14 protein-coding genes are annotated in these 15674 nt (G+C 36.3%); 11 read left to right on the forward strand and 3 right to left on the reverse strand.

The features are described from left to right. Positions 1–173 precede the first annotated feature (173 nt). A complete protein-coding gene (locus tag MKY46_RS06905) occupies positions 174–1166 on the reverse strand; it encodes an NADPH:quinone oxidoreductase family protein (protein ID WP_036127088.1) in 993 nt (330 codons plus the stop codon). 343 nt (positions 1167–1509) lie between these two features. Between MKY46_RS06905 and MKY46_RS06910 the strand changes: the two genes are divergently transcribed. The 11 genes from MKY46_RS06910 (at position 1510) to MKY46_RS06960 (ending at position 13257) form a co-directional block, all read left to right on the forward strand. Further along, entirely contained in the window at positions 1510–2097 is a 588-nt protein-coding gene (locus MKY46_RS06910) for a TetR/AcrR family transcriptional regulator (RefSeq protein ID WP_036127086.1), read from the forward strand. Between the two features lie 374 nt (positions 2098–2471). Continuing rightward, positions 2472–3377, forward strand: a complete 906-nt coding sequence (gene rocF / locus MKY46_RS06915; RefSeq protein WP_271912690.1) for an arginase — start codon at positions 2472–2474, stop codon at positions 3375–3377. 279 nt (positions 3378–3656) lie between these two features. After that, complete coding sequence (locus tag MKY46_RS06920) at positions 3657–5084, forward strand: amino acid permease (protein WP_340833870.1); 1428 nt, start codon at positions 3657–3659, stop codon at positions 5082–5084. Between the two features lie 200 nt (positions 5085–5284). After that, entirely contained in the window at positions 5285–6058 is a 774-nt protein-coding gene (locus MKY46_RS06925) for a DUF817 domain-containing protein (protein WP_340833871.1), read from the forward strand. Positions 6059–6188: 130 nt separating this feature from the next. Further along, the gene (locus MKY46_RS06930; RefSeq protein WP_058843356.1) at positions 6189–6767 is read left to right on the forward strand and encodes a pyridoxamine 5'-phosphate oxidase family protein; all 579 of its coding nucleotides are present in this window, start codon (positions 6189–6191) and stop codon (positions 6765–6767) included. A gap of 192 nt (positions 6768–6959) precedes the next feature. Beyond that, positions 6960–7652 (forward strand): VanR-ABDEGLN family response regulator transcription factor, encoded by a 693-nt coding sequence (gene vanR / locus MKY46_RS06935; RefSeq protein ID WP_197412989.1) that lies wholly within the window; start codon positions 6960–6962, stop codon positions 7650–7652. Between the two features lie 22 nt (positions 7653–7674). Beyond that, the gene (locus MKY46_RS06940; protein WP_340835641.1) at positions 7675–8769 is read left to right on the forward strand and encodes a sensor histidine kinase; all 1095 of its coding nucleotides are present in this window, start codon (positions 7675–7677) and stop codon (positions 8767–8769) included. 88 nt (positions 8770–8857) lie between these two features. Next, positions 8858–9775: a D-alanyl-D-alanine carboxypeptidase family protein gene (locus tag MKY46_RS06945; RefSeq protein WP_058843359.1), complete on the forward strand. Its 918-nt coding sequence runs from the start codon at positions 8858–8860 to the stop codon at positions 9773–9775. A gap of 89 nt (positions 9776–9864) precedes the next feature. After that, positions 9865–10260 carry a VOC family protein gene (locus MKY46_RS06950; protein ID WP_036127069.1) on the forward strand — a complete coding sequence of 132 codons (396 nt, stop codon included), beginning with the start codon at positions 9865–9867 and terminating at the stop codon, positions 10258–10260. A 365-nt stretch (positions 10261–10625) separates the two neighbouring features. After that, positions 10626–11759, forward strand: a complete 1134-nt coding sequence (locus tag MKY46_RS06955; RefSeq protein WP_340833872.1) for a CamS family sex pheromone protein — start codon at positions 10626–10628, stop codon at positions 11757–11759. Between the two features lie 211 nt (positions 11760–11970). Continuing rightward, positions 11971–13257, forward strand: a complete 1287-nt coding sequence (locus tag MKY46_RS06960; protein WP_369802718.1) for an NtaA/DmoA family FMN-dependent monooxygenase — start codon at positions 11971–11973, stop codon at positions 13255–13257. Positions 13258–13684: 427 nt separating this feature from the next. Here the strand turns inward: MKY46_RS06960 and MKY46_RS06965 are convergent, their stop codons facing one another. Both MKY46_RS06965 and MKY46_RS06970 read right to left on the reverse strand, forming a co-directional pair. Next, positions 13685–14611, reverse strand: a complete 927-nt coding sequence (locus tag MKY46_RS06965) for a TIGR03943 family putative permease subunit (protein ID WP_036127048.1) — start codon at positions 14609–14611, stop codon at positions 13685–13687. Positions 14612–14622: 11 nt separating this feature from the next. Continuing rightward, positions 14623–15621 carry a permease gene (locus MKY46_RS06970; RefSeq protein WP_340833873.1) on the reverse strand — a complete coding sequence of 333 codons (999 nt, stop codon included), beginning with the start codon at positions 15619–15621 and terminating at the stop codon, positions 14623–14625. Positions 15622–15674 lie beyond the last annotated feature (53 nt).

Genomic DNA, 15674 nt, shown 5'->3' on the forward strand with positions numbered 1-15674 from the left:
TTCATGAATTACTATAAATGGCCATTATGTCAGGGAGATGTCAGCCATAAAAAAAGCTACCACGCTTTATATGCGTAGTAGCCTTTGTATCATTGATGAAGACTATCAATATTTTCTGGGAAATAAAAAGGGGAATGAGTATATCAAACCTTTTTAAATTTAAATCGAATAACTTATAAAGTAACAAGAATTCTTCCTCTTGCTTGGCCTTTTAGTAAAAGAGGTAAAACATTTGGAAGTTGCTGTAGTGTGACCTCTTGCTGAATGAAATTGTCAAGGTTTGCTGGTTTAAAATCTGTCGCTAGGCGCTGCCAGATGTTCAAGCGAATATCCATTGGACAATAAACAGAATCAATTCCAAGTAAATTTACCCCTCTTAAAATGAAGGGGAAGACACTTGTAGGAAGCTTTGTGCCTGCAGTTAAACCACTAATCGCAACAGCACCTCCGTATTGAATTTGACTTAATAAAGAGGCGAGTGGCTCTCCGCCAACAGAATCAACAGCAGCCGCCCATTTTTGTTTACCTAATGCTCTAATCTTCCCATCATAAACTTCTTCCCGACTAACGATTGAAGTAGCCCCAAGAGTATTTAAATAGTCCTGTTCAGCTTTTTTTCCTGTGCTTGCTTCTACTTGATAACCAAGTGTTGAAAGAATAGAGACCGCAAAACTACCGACACCACCTGTTGCGCCAGTAACAAGAATTTTTCCTTTTTCAGGGTTAATGCCATTGTCCTCTAATTTTTTGATAGACAATGCAGCAGTAAATCCTGCAGTACCAATTACCATTGCTTCCTTGAGCGAAAGCCCTTTTGGAAGTGGCACAATCCATTTAGCAGGGATACGAGCATATTCACTAAAACCACCAAAATGGGAGACCCCTATTTCATAGCTAGTCGCAATGACCTCATCACCTTCGTTAAAGCGAGGGTCTTCAGAGGAAACAACGACTCCAGCTAAATCAATACCAGGTACAAAAGGATAAGAAGTGACGATTTTACCATCAGGAATAGAAGCAAGACTATCTTTATAATTAATGCTTGAATAACAAATCTTAATTAATACCTCACCTTGTGGTAGGTCTGCTAAAGTCAATTCATTTACTTTAACTGTAAACTCTTCCTCTTGATTGACAACTAACGCTTTAAAACTTCCTATTGTCATAGTAAACATCCCCTTATCATTTAATTCCAATAAACAGTAACAAAATTATTCTGACCGGTCAATATAAAATTGGCGTTTACCTATTCTTCCTGTATAATAGCTTTAACTTGATTCAGCATATGTTTTTGTATCAAAAGCAAAGTGTTATATACAGAAATCCCTCTCATTTATAATGGGAGATAGCCGTTGAATCCTCATAAAGCCGCCAGCGGATGTCACAGTTTTTAGAAATGAGCTTTCGAGCAAAATCAAAAAAATCTGGATGCATTGTTTCTTCGCGTACAAGCGAAGCGTCAGCGGCAATTACACTAAGGCGTAATTGATTAAATCACCGGAGGCATCTATGAAAAAGAAAGAGGAAGAACGTAAAAAACAAATTATGAAAGCAGCCTTTAATGCTGTTTCAAAGTTAGGTTATGATAAAGTTACACTACAAGACATAGCCGATCATGCCAATGTTTCAAAAGGGGTAGTTCACTACTACTTTACAAGTAAACAAAATATATTATTGGCATTACTGGAATCCACTACGAGCAAAATCTATAGTGTTGAAATACAAGAAATAGGCAAATATCAAACAGCTATAGAAAAGCTTCAAGCCTACTTAAACGCTGTTTTTGTGTCACCCCAAGATAATAAAAAGTTTTACAGAGTCTATTTAGATTTTTTAGCCAAGGCAAACGGCAATGAGGATTATAAAAGAATCAACTTAAAATTTTATGAGAATTGCTGGGGAATTGGTCAAGAAATTATTGAATTAGGAAAAAGGGAAGGTGTGTTTAGCCCAAACATTGATTCCTTAGCCTCTGCAAAAATGATGAGAGCAATGATTGATGGTTCGTTAATACAATGGTTAACTTGTGATTTAGAAGAACAACATAAATTTTATAAAGAAACCTGTTTGAATAGTATTGTGAAATTATTAAAATAAGGATAATAAAGCCTAATTACTATTGTAGTAAGGCTTTTTTTATGTAGAAAAAAAGGGGTTAATTTGAATAAATTGTAAATTATTTATCAATATATTATCTTTTTTGCTAAAATTACCATCTTAATTTTCAAAAAAAACAATGGAAATAGAATATTTTTAATATTCATTTTGGTAGTTTATGTAAAATAATCGCTTAAAATAGGAAAAAATTGTTTTAATATTCACTGAAATAGCGTTTATGCAATCGTTTATACAAGCAAATATCTATGTTTTCAATAATTTAAACTGTATAAAAATTTAAAATAATGTCGAGTTGAGTCAGTATATCATTTTCTTTATACTGTGAAAGTAATTATTGGAGAGGAGAAATGATCATGAATAAAGAAGTGACAATTATTGGGGTACCCATGGATTTAGGCCAAACTAGAAGAGGGGTAGACATGGGACCAAGTGCTATTAGATATGCAGGGGTAACGGAACGACTTGAGGGCCTTGGTTATTCCATACATGACGAAGGGGATTTAACCATTGACATCGAACAGGAAGATAAAGAAATAGAAGGAAAGACAAACTTAAAAAATTTAAAAACGGTCACAGAAAGTAATGAAAAACTAGGTCAGAAAGTAGATCATGAAATTTCCTTAAAACGTTTTCCTTTAGTTTTAGGTGGAGATCATAGTATTGCGATTGGCACATTAGCAGGTGTCTCAAAGAATTATGAGAATTTAGGTGTCATTTGGTATGATGCACACGGTGATCTAAACACAGGTGAGACATCTCCTTCAGGAAATATTCACGGTATGTCTTTAGCTGTAAGTTTAGGTCTTGGCCATCCTGCACTAACGAATATCGGAGGCTATGCGCCAAAAGTTAAGCCTGAAAATGTTGTGATTATTGGTGCTCGTGATTTAGATCCAGGTGAGAAAAAGCTTATTAAAGAAATTGGTATTAAAGTGTATACGATGCATGAAATCGATCGTTTAGGGATGACAACTGTAATGTCACAAACAATTGATTATTTAAAGGAGCGTACAGACGGTGTTCATTTATCTTTGGATTTAGATGGACTTGATCCAAACGATGCGCCAGGTGTAGGAACCCCAGTTGCAGGTGGTATTAGTTACCGTGAGAGCCATTTAGCGATGGAAATGCTGTCAGAAGCAAATATCATTACTTCTGCAGAGTTTGTTGAGACAAATCCAGTATTAGATCAATATAATAAAACGGCAATTGCTGCTGTAGCTTTAATCAGCTCTCTATTTGGTGATACATTACTGTAAACAAAGGATAGTGACATCATTTCTCTCGTAAAGGAAGAACTTTTCTTAGACTATAAGGTCGCCACAACCAAATATAAGAAAGTAGCTCTCCCTAAATAAAGTTTACTATAGAAAAAGCAAATGCTCTAGCACATCAATAGCCTTTATTTTGTCAGAAAATTGACAGTTTATAAAATATATTAACTTGAACATCTATCAATTATTTAAATTTCAAATAGTTATCTGTCGTGCACGAAAAAAAGAAAGTGCTTACAAGATAATTAGTGTAAGGAGTTTTTTATGGCAGCAGAACAATATGAATTGAAAAGAAGTATGAAAGCTAGACACTTATTTATGATTTCTCTCGGAGGATGTATTGGAACTGGTTTTTTTCTTGGCTCAGGGTACACCATTAATCAAGCGGGGCCAACCGGTGCCATTCTAGCTTATTTAGTAGGCGGAGCAGTAATGTATTTAACAATGCTATGCTTGGGTGAATTATCTGTTGCTATGCCAGTATCTGGTTCATTCCAAACATATACGACGAAGTTTATCGGTCCTGCCACTGGTTTTGCTGTTGGCTGGCTGTACTGGCTAGGCTGGGCAGTAACTGTTGCACTCGAATTTTTAGGTGCTGGACAACTTATGCAAAGGTGGTTTCCTGATTCTCCAGTATGGATGTGGTGCCTAATATTTGCTGCACTGCTCTTTGTCTTGAATGGTTTATCTGCAAAAGCCTTTGGCGAAGCAGAATTTGTCTTCTCAAGCATTAAAATTTTGGCCATCCTGATGTTCCTTGCGGTTGGGGGAGCAGCTATGTTTGGGCTGATCGATATGAAAAATGGAACAGATTCCCCATTTCTTACTCATTTTTATGAGGGTGGTCTTTTTCCAAATGGTTTAACAGCACTGCTCATTACCATGATTACCGTGAATTTTTCATTTCAAGGTACAGAATTAATCGGTATTGCTGCTGGAGAGAGTGAAAATCCCGAAAAAACAATCCCTAAATCTATTAAACAAACCGTGTGGCGTACGCTGTTCTTCTTTGTGTTATCTGTCTTTGTATTGGCAGCTATGATTCCTATGGATAAAGCGGGTGTTGTTGAAAGTCCATTTGTTGTTGTATTAGATAGTATAGGGATTCCGTATGCAGCAGATATTATGAATTTTGTTATTCTAACAGCTTTATTATCGGTCGCTAACTCGGGTTTATATGCTGCAACACGTATGCTGTTTTCTCTTTCCGTTGAAAAGATGGCAAGTCCATTGTTAGGGAAGGTGAATAGAAGAGGAATTCCAATGAATGCATTATTGATTACCCTTGCTGTTGCTGGTTTGTCATTATTGTCAAGCGTATTTGCCGCTAATACCGTATTTGTGTGGCTTTTATCCCTAGCAGGTTTAGGTGCACAAATTGGGTGGATTGCAATTACTGCTTCTCAAATTGCATTTAGACGCTCCTATTTACGCCAAGGAGGAAAAGTGGAGGATTTAAAATTCAAAGCACCATTCTATCCGGTTATTCCTATTTTAGGATTATTGGCAAACTGCATCGTTATGGCAAGCTTGGCTTTTGATCCCGCTCAACGATTAGCCCTTTACTGTGGTGGAGCTTTCTTCATTGGCTGTTATATTATTTATTATTTAAAAGTGAAAAAAGTTACAAATTTAGTAATAAACCAACAAGAAGTCCAGTTAAAATTAGATCAAAAAATGTATCTTTAAGTAATAAGAGTAGCTGTATTATGTGGCTACTCTTTTCTTTATTAATAAAGAACAACAAAGACGAAACTACCAAAGAATAGTTCCAAAATAAAACGAAAAAATTTATCGTTTTTCGATAAAAAAATATTGAAATAGGATAATTTATCGTTTATTCTTCATACAAGAATAAATTTAGTTTTGAGCTAATCTGAGGTGGATTCATGTTAAAAAATTTTGTTAAAGATTTAGGAATCTTTACGTATCAACAATCGTTATCCTGTATTTTTCCTGTTGTAATATTTTTTACACTTGCATTTTCTAGAGCTGTTCCAATACCAGGTGTAGCAAGATACGATTTCATTCTAGTCATCTGTCTATTGACGCAATACTTGATGTATAGATTTGGATTAGAAACAAAGGATGAAATAAAAGTCATCTGTCTGTTTCATATTATTGGACTTGTGCTAGAACTGTATAAAGTGAATTTTAATTCTTGGTCTTATCCTGAAGAGGCATGGTCAAAAGTAGGAGGTGTGCCATTATATAGTGGATTTATGTATGCTAGTGTGGCGAGTTATATTTGCCAAGCCTGGCGTAGATTCGATTTGAAAATCGTGAGTTGGCCAAAAAGTTATGTAGCCATTCCACTAGGAGCCATGATTTACTTCAATTTCTTCACCCATCATTTTATTTATGATTTTAGATGGCTGTTAATGGCATTACTTTTTGTGGTGTTTTATCGAACAATGGTCAAATTTAAGGTGCGAAATAAAATCTATCAAATGCCCATCGTTGCGTCTTTCTTTTTGATTGGCTTTTTCATTTGGATTGCTGAAAATATCGCTACTTTCTTTGGGGCATGGTCATATCCTAATCAAGAGGTAGCATGGTCGATTGTGCATTTTGGCAAAATAAGCTCTTGGTTTTTACTTGTAGTCATTAGCATTCTGATTGTTGCACAGCTTAAATTATTTTATCGAGATGCAGGTGAATAAATAAAGTGCATAACTAACTTTCATTTCAATATTTGAAAGTTGTACCCATCCCTTTTCATAAAACTGTCCCTTTTTTAGAGGGCAATCCTGCTGTAGACTCCTCTTTAGTAGAGGATAGGGGGATAAAAAGATGAAAACAGACATTCGAATGCTGCAAAGAGCTTGTACAGATGAAAAACAAATTCAACCATTTTTAAAAGACGCACAAACCGCTTTTCTTGGTTTAGTGGATCAACATACACCATATGTTCTGCCACTAAATTATGTCTTCAAAGATGGGAGTTTTTATTTCCACGGTGCCAATGAAGGCAGGAAAATAGACATCCTAACAGCCAACCCAAATGCATGTATTTCTATATGCGAGAATTATGGAACAATGGTAGATCCCATTCCTGCTAACACGGATACAGCTTATATGAGTGTCATCGCAAATGGTTTGGTGGAAATTGTCACAGATTTAGATGAGGCTACTGTGGCAATGCAGGCAATGCTTGATAAATATGTCCCAGGTTATTATCACGCCCCTTTGTCGAAAACACATATCGAAAAGTATCAATCATCACTCGGGAGTAAGACGCTTGTTCTGAAAGTAAGGCCAACCAATTTAACCGTAAAAGAGCATAAATTAAATGAACAAATGCACTATTATTCAGGCAGAGTGGTAACACAGGATTTGAATCGGAAATCTACTACTGTGGCGACCAATTGAACAAATTAAATATCGAATAACGATAAGGCTTGGGATTCAATATGGAAAGTAGAGTTGGAAAGAGGTTTTTTCCATCTCTACTTTTTTATTGCGCTTTAAATAACCTATTCTTATTAATAGATATAGCTATTCGTAAGTGCTATAATGCCTGTGAAAAATCATTGGAAATTGTGTAAGTAGAAGGAGAGGACAATTCATTTGAATATTTTAGTTGTTGACGATGAAAAAGAAATTGCAGATTTAATTGAGTTATATTTAAAAAATGAAAACTACCATGTATTTAAGTACTATACAGCTCAAGAGGCTCTGGCGTGTATTATGCGGGAAAATGTGGATTTAGCTGTTCTCGATATTATGATGCCAGAGATAGATGGCTTTACCATTTTACAAAAAATCCGAGAAACATTTAATTTTCCAGTGATTATGCTTACGGCAAAGGAAGAAGAGATTGATAAAATAAATGGATTTTCTTTAGGAGCAGATGATTATATAACAAAGCCATTTCGTCCATTGGAATTGGTTGCTCGTGTCAAGGCACAAATAAGAAGATTTACATTGTACAACCAAGGTTCGAAGCAAACAGAAGATATCATTGATTTCGCTGGTTTGATGATCAATCAGAACACACGGCAGGTCTTTTTAAATGAAAGACAGGTATCCCTAACCCCTACGGAATTCGCAATTCTATGGTATTTGTGTACAAATCGAGGGAAGGTCATTAGTTCAGAGCAATTATTTCAAGAAATTTGGGGGGACAAGTATTTTAACAGCAATAATACCGTAATGGTTCATATACGACATTTAAGGGAAAAAATGAAAGATTCTGCGGAAAACCCAAAATTTATTAAAACTGTTTGGGGAGTGGGGTATACCATTGAAAAATGAGTTTGGCGGATTGAAGAGGAAGATGATTTTACAAATCGTTTTTATTCTTATTATAGCAATCATAATAGGTTTTATAATCAACTTTGCATTCATTGATGGTGTTTTACAAGCTCCCTTTGCAGATGCTTTTATAGCCTTTTGCGAAAATGTCTTGCAGCTCGATTACTTTGCTGCACAAAATGCCTACAATGTGTTATTTCAACAAAATAAACCTCTTTGGCTTACTATAGGATTTATCCTATTATTGTTGATCATTTTTTATATTGCCCTCTCTCGTTTTACTCGTTATTTTCATCAAATTAGTAACAGTATCACTATGCTTGCAGATGAGTCAGAGAAGGAAATTCATCTTCCGACAGAGCTCGATTTTTTAGAGAAGAAATTAAATGATGTGAAATATAAATTAGAAAAGCGTGCAAGGGATGCACAAGAAGCAGAACAACGTAAAAATGATCTGGTTGTTTATTTAGCTCATGATATAAAAACACCCTTAACATCTATCATTGGTTACTTAAGCCTTTTAGATGAGGCAAGGGATATGCCTGTTGAGCAAAAAGAAAAATATGTAACGATTACATTAGAGAAATCCTATAGACTAGAACAATTAATCAATGAGTTTTTTGAAATCACAAGATTTAATTTACAATCCATCGTTTTAGAGAAAGACCTTATTCCTCTTAACTATATGTTAATGCAAGTAGCCGATGAGTTTTACCCATTGTTAGCACCAAAGGGTCAAAAAGCCATCGTCAATATAGATGGAGAGATGACTATCTATGCAGACAGAAATAAATTAGCAAGGGTATTTAATAATATTTTAAAAAATGCAATTGCCTATAGTGAACCCAATAGTACAATCGAAATTAGTGCACAAAATGAAAACAATCAAACGTTTATTTCATTTAAGAATACAGGGAAGACCATACCGCCTGAAAAATTAAAGATGATATTCGAAAAGTTTTACCGTTTAGATAGTGCAAGGTCTACACAAACGGGTAGTGCTGGACTTGGTTTAGCCATTTCAAATGAAATTGTGCAAGCCCATGGAGGGACAATTACAGCTACTTCTCATCACAATCAAACCGTGTTCATAGTTATGATTCCAGCCAATTCTTAAGAAACCTTAAGAATTCACTAATAGTTAATTAAAAATAAGCTCCTTTTTTTATGGTTCAATAAAAGCATAAAGAGAAGGAGTTGTTTTTATGTTCACAAGAAAAGGTATTGTAAGTATATTGTTCCTGTTCATGATCGTATTTGTTTATTTGATATTGAAAGAAACACCTGTAACATTACGTCAGGAGATGGTTGATTCACCAAAAGTAATATCGACGATGAGTAGCGATATGCTCAATATCGATTTATATAGTTCTAATGCCATTTTAGTGAATTTAGATGAAAATCAAGTACTATTAGATAAAAATAGTGAGGAAGTCATTTATCCTGCATCTTTGACGAAAATGATGACTGTTTTAGTCGCGATTGAGCAAATTCCAAGCTTACAAGATGAAATCGTTTTACCTAAAAACATCTTTAATGATTTATACGAGGAAAATGCTTCAGTGGCAGGTTTTCTTCCGAATGAGAGGTTGACGATAGAGGATTTATTGTATGGTTCCATGCTGCCATCAGGTGCAGAGGCATCCATTGGTTTAGCTGAATATGCTGCTGGTTCAGAACGGAAATTTGTAAAGCTTATGAATGATAAGGCGCAGCAACTGGGAATGAAAAATACTCATTTTATGAATACAACAGGACTGCATCATCCAGATCATTATACAACTGTGAAAGATATGTCACTACTCTTACAATATGCCTTAACAAATGATGAGTTTCGAAATGTTTATACAGCAGAAAGATATTCTATTAAGTCAACGAACCTTCATCCGGAGGGTATTACATTTACTAATCGAATGTTTCAGCATATGACATCAAGTGTATTGCCAGGAGGGAAAATCCTAGGTGGCAAGACGGGTTATACAGAGGATGCAGGATTATGTTTAGCAAGTTTAGCAACTGTTAATGGACAAGAATATGTGTTAGTGACAGTAGGAGCTGAAGGAGGTCCTCGGACGGAGCAATATAACATTACGGATGCATTTTCTGTGTATAGTCAATTGTAAAACTGGTGACTATTTTCTATATGTTTTAATTTTCAATCTTTTTGAAAATGCTATATAGTGAATATATTCATCTTGAAGGAGAGGGTACTATGGGAAGATTAGTTCATTTTGAAATCCATGTAAATGATATGGAGCGGGCAAAGCATTTTTATGGGAAAGTATTTGGCTGGTCATTTCAAGACTGGAGTGACTATGCAGGCATGCCGTACTTTGGAGCAGTGACAGGTGAGGAAGATGAACTTGGTATTAATGGTGCGTTAATGCAACGACAAGGTCCACCACCAGAAGTCAATCAAGCGTTGAATGGCTTTGCTTGTACCATGGGTGTCGAAAGTTACGATGGAACAGAAGCCAAAATTCTTGAAAATGGTGGCAAAGTAGCTATATCGAAACATGCTTTACCTGGGATGGCATGGCAAGGCTATTATATCGATACAGAAGGCAATATTTTTGGCATTCACCAACCCGATAAAAATGCAAAGTAGCATTCGCTCCATAGTTGAGGGGTAATGCTCAAAAATGGGGAAGCCGCTTCAGTTGGAGGCTGCGCTGGGAAAGTGAGGAAGTTGCTTAGAAAAGATTGGTCTTGGCTCATTGGAAGAGCGACCTCCTTATAAACATGAAGAAACCACTCCAAAGCTAGAAGACTGCACCTGATCAAAAATAAACTTTTCTCACAACCATCTACAATAGTAAAGACCTATGTTCATTTTTTCTTGAACATAGGTTTTTTTTGATCTCACTATAGAATGGTGATATTTGTAAATATATGATGTTTTGTTTTGTAAAATTTGGTATGGTTAAATTATGGAAATATTAAATATCTACATATGATCAAGGAGTATTTGTGATGAAAAAGAGAAAGTGTTTATTTAGTTTAATCGCATCCATAGGGTTATTAGCATCTTGTAGTAGTGGTGAGGTTGAGCCTGATACGACGAATGAAAAAATGTATATTTCATCTATTCAAAAAAAGGAAGCCTATGAAATTCAACAGCCTGCAAAAAGTAATATTGCGCGAGGCTTAATGGTTAACAATATGAATAATGCGTTAAATATAAATGAAATAGAGAGGGGGCTCATGGATTTATCTGTGAATCATTTTGCAACTGAAAAGTATTATTTGCAGGAAGGTCAATATTTGGATGAGCAAATGATTAAGCAATGGTTAGCTAGAAAAACAGAGGAAGGTATTGGCTTGAATCCAGCCATTGAAACTAGAACTGGTGATGTTTTAGAGGATGAGAAAAAGTATCCGCTAATTCTCTCTCATGTAGTAGAACATAATTTTATTCATAAGGAAAGTAACAAGCTAGAGGGAATGTCGATTGCGATATCGTTAAATGAATTTTATGATATACGTGTATCGGATGACAAAGGGTTAATTTACACAGGACAAGTGAAAGTAGATCAAAATGATGATGATAGCAATGATGTGAAAAATTACGGCAAAAAAATAGCTGGCAAGATCATTCAGGATATAAGAAACAATAAAAAGATACCGGAAGTCCCTATTTATTTAACTTTATATCAGGAATCCAATATAAATGATATTATTCCTGGCTTATTTTTAGCTGAAACCTTTATTGCAAAAGGAGAAAATACTATAGCAAAGTGGTCTGAGATTGATAAAAAGTATTACTCATTTCCATCAGAGGCATTATATAGCTTAGATCAAAATATGTATAATAAATTATTAATTTTTAAAGAAGATATTCAAGCAGGGTTTAAGCATTTAAACCCTAAAATTATAGGGAGACTTCGCTATGAAGAGGGCAAATTAACAGATATTAAAATGGAAGTACACGCGCCGCTAATCAATGATACGGAATTAGTAGGCTTGTTACAACTGATTAGTACAAATTTAAATACGATTTTATTTGAGTACATCCCTATTACCGTTCGGATCATTGATCAGAAGAAGGATGTGGGAATTGTTCTATGGGAACCGACAGAAAAACAAATTTTCGCAAATCCTATCTAACTATCATGTAAAAAGTCGTCGCAACTCAAATGAGAGACTCATGATTTTCCATGGGGCATAGTAAACGAAAAGTAATAAATAGCAATCAAAATAACAGGTCCTTATTCATTAGGTACCTGTCTTTTTTTGTATGTAAAGGATTTGGTTGCAATATTTAAAAAGTAAGCCTATTATGAAAATGATAATCATTTTCAATTAAAGAGAGGAGAATATAACAATGAGAAGACATCTTATTATTGGCATGCATATAGCTGTACATGGTAATCATGGTAAGAAGGGTGCATTACTTGATGAACATATTGCATTTGCACAGCGTGCTGAGGAAGCTAAATTAGATTTTTTATTTAAGGCAGATTATTTAGTAGCACATCCAGAATTAATGGCTAAAACAAAAGGAACGGTTGGCTTAGATCCTAGCTTTTTAATGGCAACGGTGGCACGAGAAACTAAGCAGATTGGTTTAGTGACTACCATCTCGACATCCTTTATACCACCATATTTGATTGCACGTCAATTGCAATCGTTGAATTGGATTAGTGAGGGACGAGTAGGCTGGAATATCGTCACTTCCATTGATGGGGCCAATAATTTCAGTAATGAACCTATGGCTTCATCAGAGGAGAGGTATGCTAAAGCCTCAGAATGTATAGAGGTCGTGAAACAGCTATGGCATAGTCATCCCTATGAAGTATTGGAAACAAATGGTGATTTAGAGAAAATAAATGAGCTTGTCAAGCCGATTGAGCATGAGGGTGAGTTTTTCCATATTAATGGCCCTTTAAATCTACCTATGCATCCAGCAGGAGATATACCATTCTTCCAAGCAGGTGCATCGGATGTAGGTCGTCAATTTGCGGCTACTGTTTCCAATGCGATTTTTGCAGCGACACCTGCTATGGAGGTGGGTGTTGAAATGCGTAATGACTTGCGTAAACGCGCGGTTGAGGTTGGTCGTTCAGCCGATGATATTCGGTTATTACCAGGGCTCTATTTCTTTATAGGCGATACATATGAGGAAGCACTCGAAATGTACCGTCAAGCACATGCACATTTAACACTTGAGCGTCGCTATAGTGCTCTAGAATCAGTGATAGGCATGGATATTCGTCATTTGGCACTGCAAGATCAGATAACGGCTGATATGCTGCCGCCAAAAGATCAAAAAGTACGTAGTAAAACACATGCCGATTTGGTGCGTCGTTATATTATCGACAATGAACCAACTGTTGAGGTATTGCTTGCACGTCCAGAAGTAATTGGCTCAGCTCACCTTGTGGCAATCGGCACACCACAGGACATTGTCAATCAAATCATTACTTTTTATGAGGAGGGTGCATTGGATGGCTTTATTGCTGTACCAGGTGGACCTCCGAAATCTTTAGATTTATTCTTTAGTGATGTGATCCCTATGCTAGTAGAGCGGGGGCTATTCCGTGCTGAATATGAAGGGAGCACATTACGTTCCCATTTAGGTCTAGATGTACTATTACCCAATTAATAGATGAAAAAGGTGATGTCAACGGCAGAAACAGTCATTTTGAAAGGCGAGGGGTTGATTTCTGTTCCGCCAGCGTCCTTTCCAGGGGCGTCCGATAAGCCGCTGCTCCAATCCACCATGTGGTAAAAGGATAGACTCTTATTTTCGATGTGGAGAAGTGATGAGTGACAACACCAGTAGTGAATACCTTCACTTTATTTGAAAAACTTTGCTAACAAGAAATATTTTTATAGAGTGGAAGGCTACTTGACTCCCGTAGGATAGCAAGACAGGCGAGCCTCTAAACGGAGCGGCTCGGCGCTCGCCCACAGGAAAGCAAGTAGCCTGCAACGGAAATCCTTTTTCACCTTTCACAAAAATTCTATGGATCGTTTTGTTTTTCAACACTATGAAAGGGCAAAGATATAAACTTTGCCCTTTCATGTTGCTAGAAACTCATTCGAATATTTATGGGGTAAAGATATGGTGATTCAGGCTGTTCAATTGTTACCCAATCATCAATATGAATAACGGGTAGGCTTGCACCCTCATAAGTTGTTTGACCGATTGTACCGATTACCTCAATCCATGTATCCTCTTTGATAGTTGGAACCTCAGGAAATTCTGTCAAAAAGCCTACGATACTTGCATCAGCAACACAATGGGTAATAAGGAATCTGGAAACCACTAGTTGCTTTTCTGTAAAGCTATCTTCTTTCAAAACGAAGCCTTTTAACTGGATTTGCTTCCCTAAATAGTTTGCTAGATGTTGATGCATGTCCTCGTAATAAATCGTATAATCCTCATCTGTCATTTTCAGCATAGTTTGTTGAGATAGCTGTTGCTTTAATTGTTCATATTGCTTTTTTGTCATTTCCTGCTTTTCTTCCATTAGTTTAGGGTCAGGATCATGCTCGTCATAGATATTTTCATCAATCGTTTCATTTGAAGTGAGGTAATCCTCAATTTTGGATGGTTGACTTTGCTGAGTGAGAAAGAAGGCCCCACCCTTTTTATCAGCGATTGCAGCATCTAAAATTTTGGCAGGCACGAAGAAGCCCGTCAAAATCGGTGTCATAATAATAAGATAGGCTAGCCATTTTTTGCGTGTAAAGACTGAATGACCATGGTCATGATGTGAACAGCAAGCATGTCCACTGTCGTCGCAATGATGGGTCGTCTGGGTAAATGATATGACTCTTGTTAGCTGAACAAGAAACAGTATAAAAAATAAAATGGCAGCTGTTTGGCTAAGGCTTTCATATTTGGGGTTAATGAATTTTGTTAGTTCCCCGGTCCAATGCAGGCTCGCAATCATAGCTGAGAAAGCAAGTAGAATAAGGGCTCTTAGCGCTTGCTGAACGTGAAATTTCATGGTTTTCCCCCTTAGAGATACGGTGAAAGAATCCATATACTAATATAGACAATGATAGCCACTAAGGCGGCTAACCAGAAGACAAATTTGAAGCGAAATACGCTCATTAACATAATGGTATTTTTCAAGTCAATCATGGGACCAAAAACAAGAAATGCAAGAATGGATGGGGTTGAGAAAGTAGCACTAAAGGATGCCCCAATAAAGGCATCTGCCTCCGAGCAAAGTGAAAGAATAAAGGCTAAGCCCATCATGACCAAAATAGAGGAGGATACGCCATCTCCAATTTCTACGAGTGTTTTGGTAGATACATAGGTTTGGACAAAAGCAGCTAAAAATGCCCCAATAATTAAGTATTTGCCCATATCAAAAAATTCATCAATGGCATGTTTGAACATATTGAATAGTTTTGTGACAAAGGATATTGGTTGGTTAGCTGTTGCCAATGAATGAGGTTGTAAGGAGCTTTTAAATTGTGAACCTTTAAAAAACAAGCTAATGAGTAATGCTACGACAATAGCGATAACAAAACCTAGCAGCATTCGTAAGCTGGCTATTTTCAAATCATTTCCAAATGCCATATAGGTAGAGAGAATAACGATTGGATTAATGAGTGGGCCAGTTAACATAAAGCCTATAGCTGCATGAATCGGTACACCTTTGGCAATCAATCTTCTCACAATAGGCACGATTCCACATTCGCAGGCTGGAAATAATGCACCTACAAGACAGCTCATGACAACGGCCATTACCGCATTTTGAGGAATCCACCTTTGAATATGTTCCTCTGTGATAAAAATCTGAATAAAGCCCGCAATGTTGATACCAATTAACACAAACGGTAATGCCTCAATTAAAATACTTAAAAAAATAGTATGCAGACTGAGTAAAGAGGAACTTAAATCACTTAATGCTGAGATATTGAATAACAGGAATGGTAGCAAGCTTACTAATAGCATGAAGATGAACCAAAAATTCAATACATATCTTGAAAGATGGAGACGTTCCACATGTACCTCCTTAAAGTGTAATGATTACGTTTTAAAATATGCAAGTGGTACTG

The organism is Lysinibacillus sp. FSL M8-0355, from assembly GCF_038008985.1.
Lineage (GTDB): Bacteria > Bacillota > Bacilli > Bacillales_A > Planococcaceae > Lysinibacillus > Lysinibacillus fusiformis_D.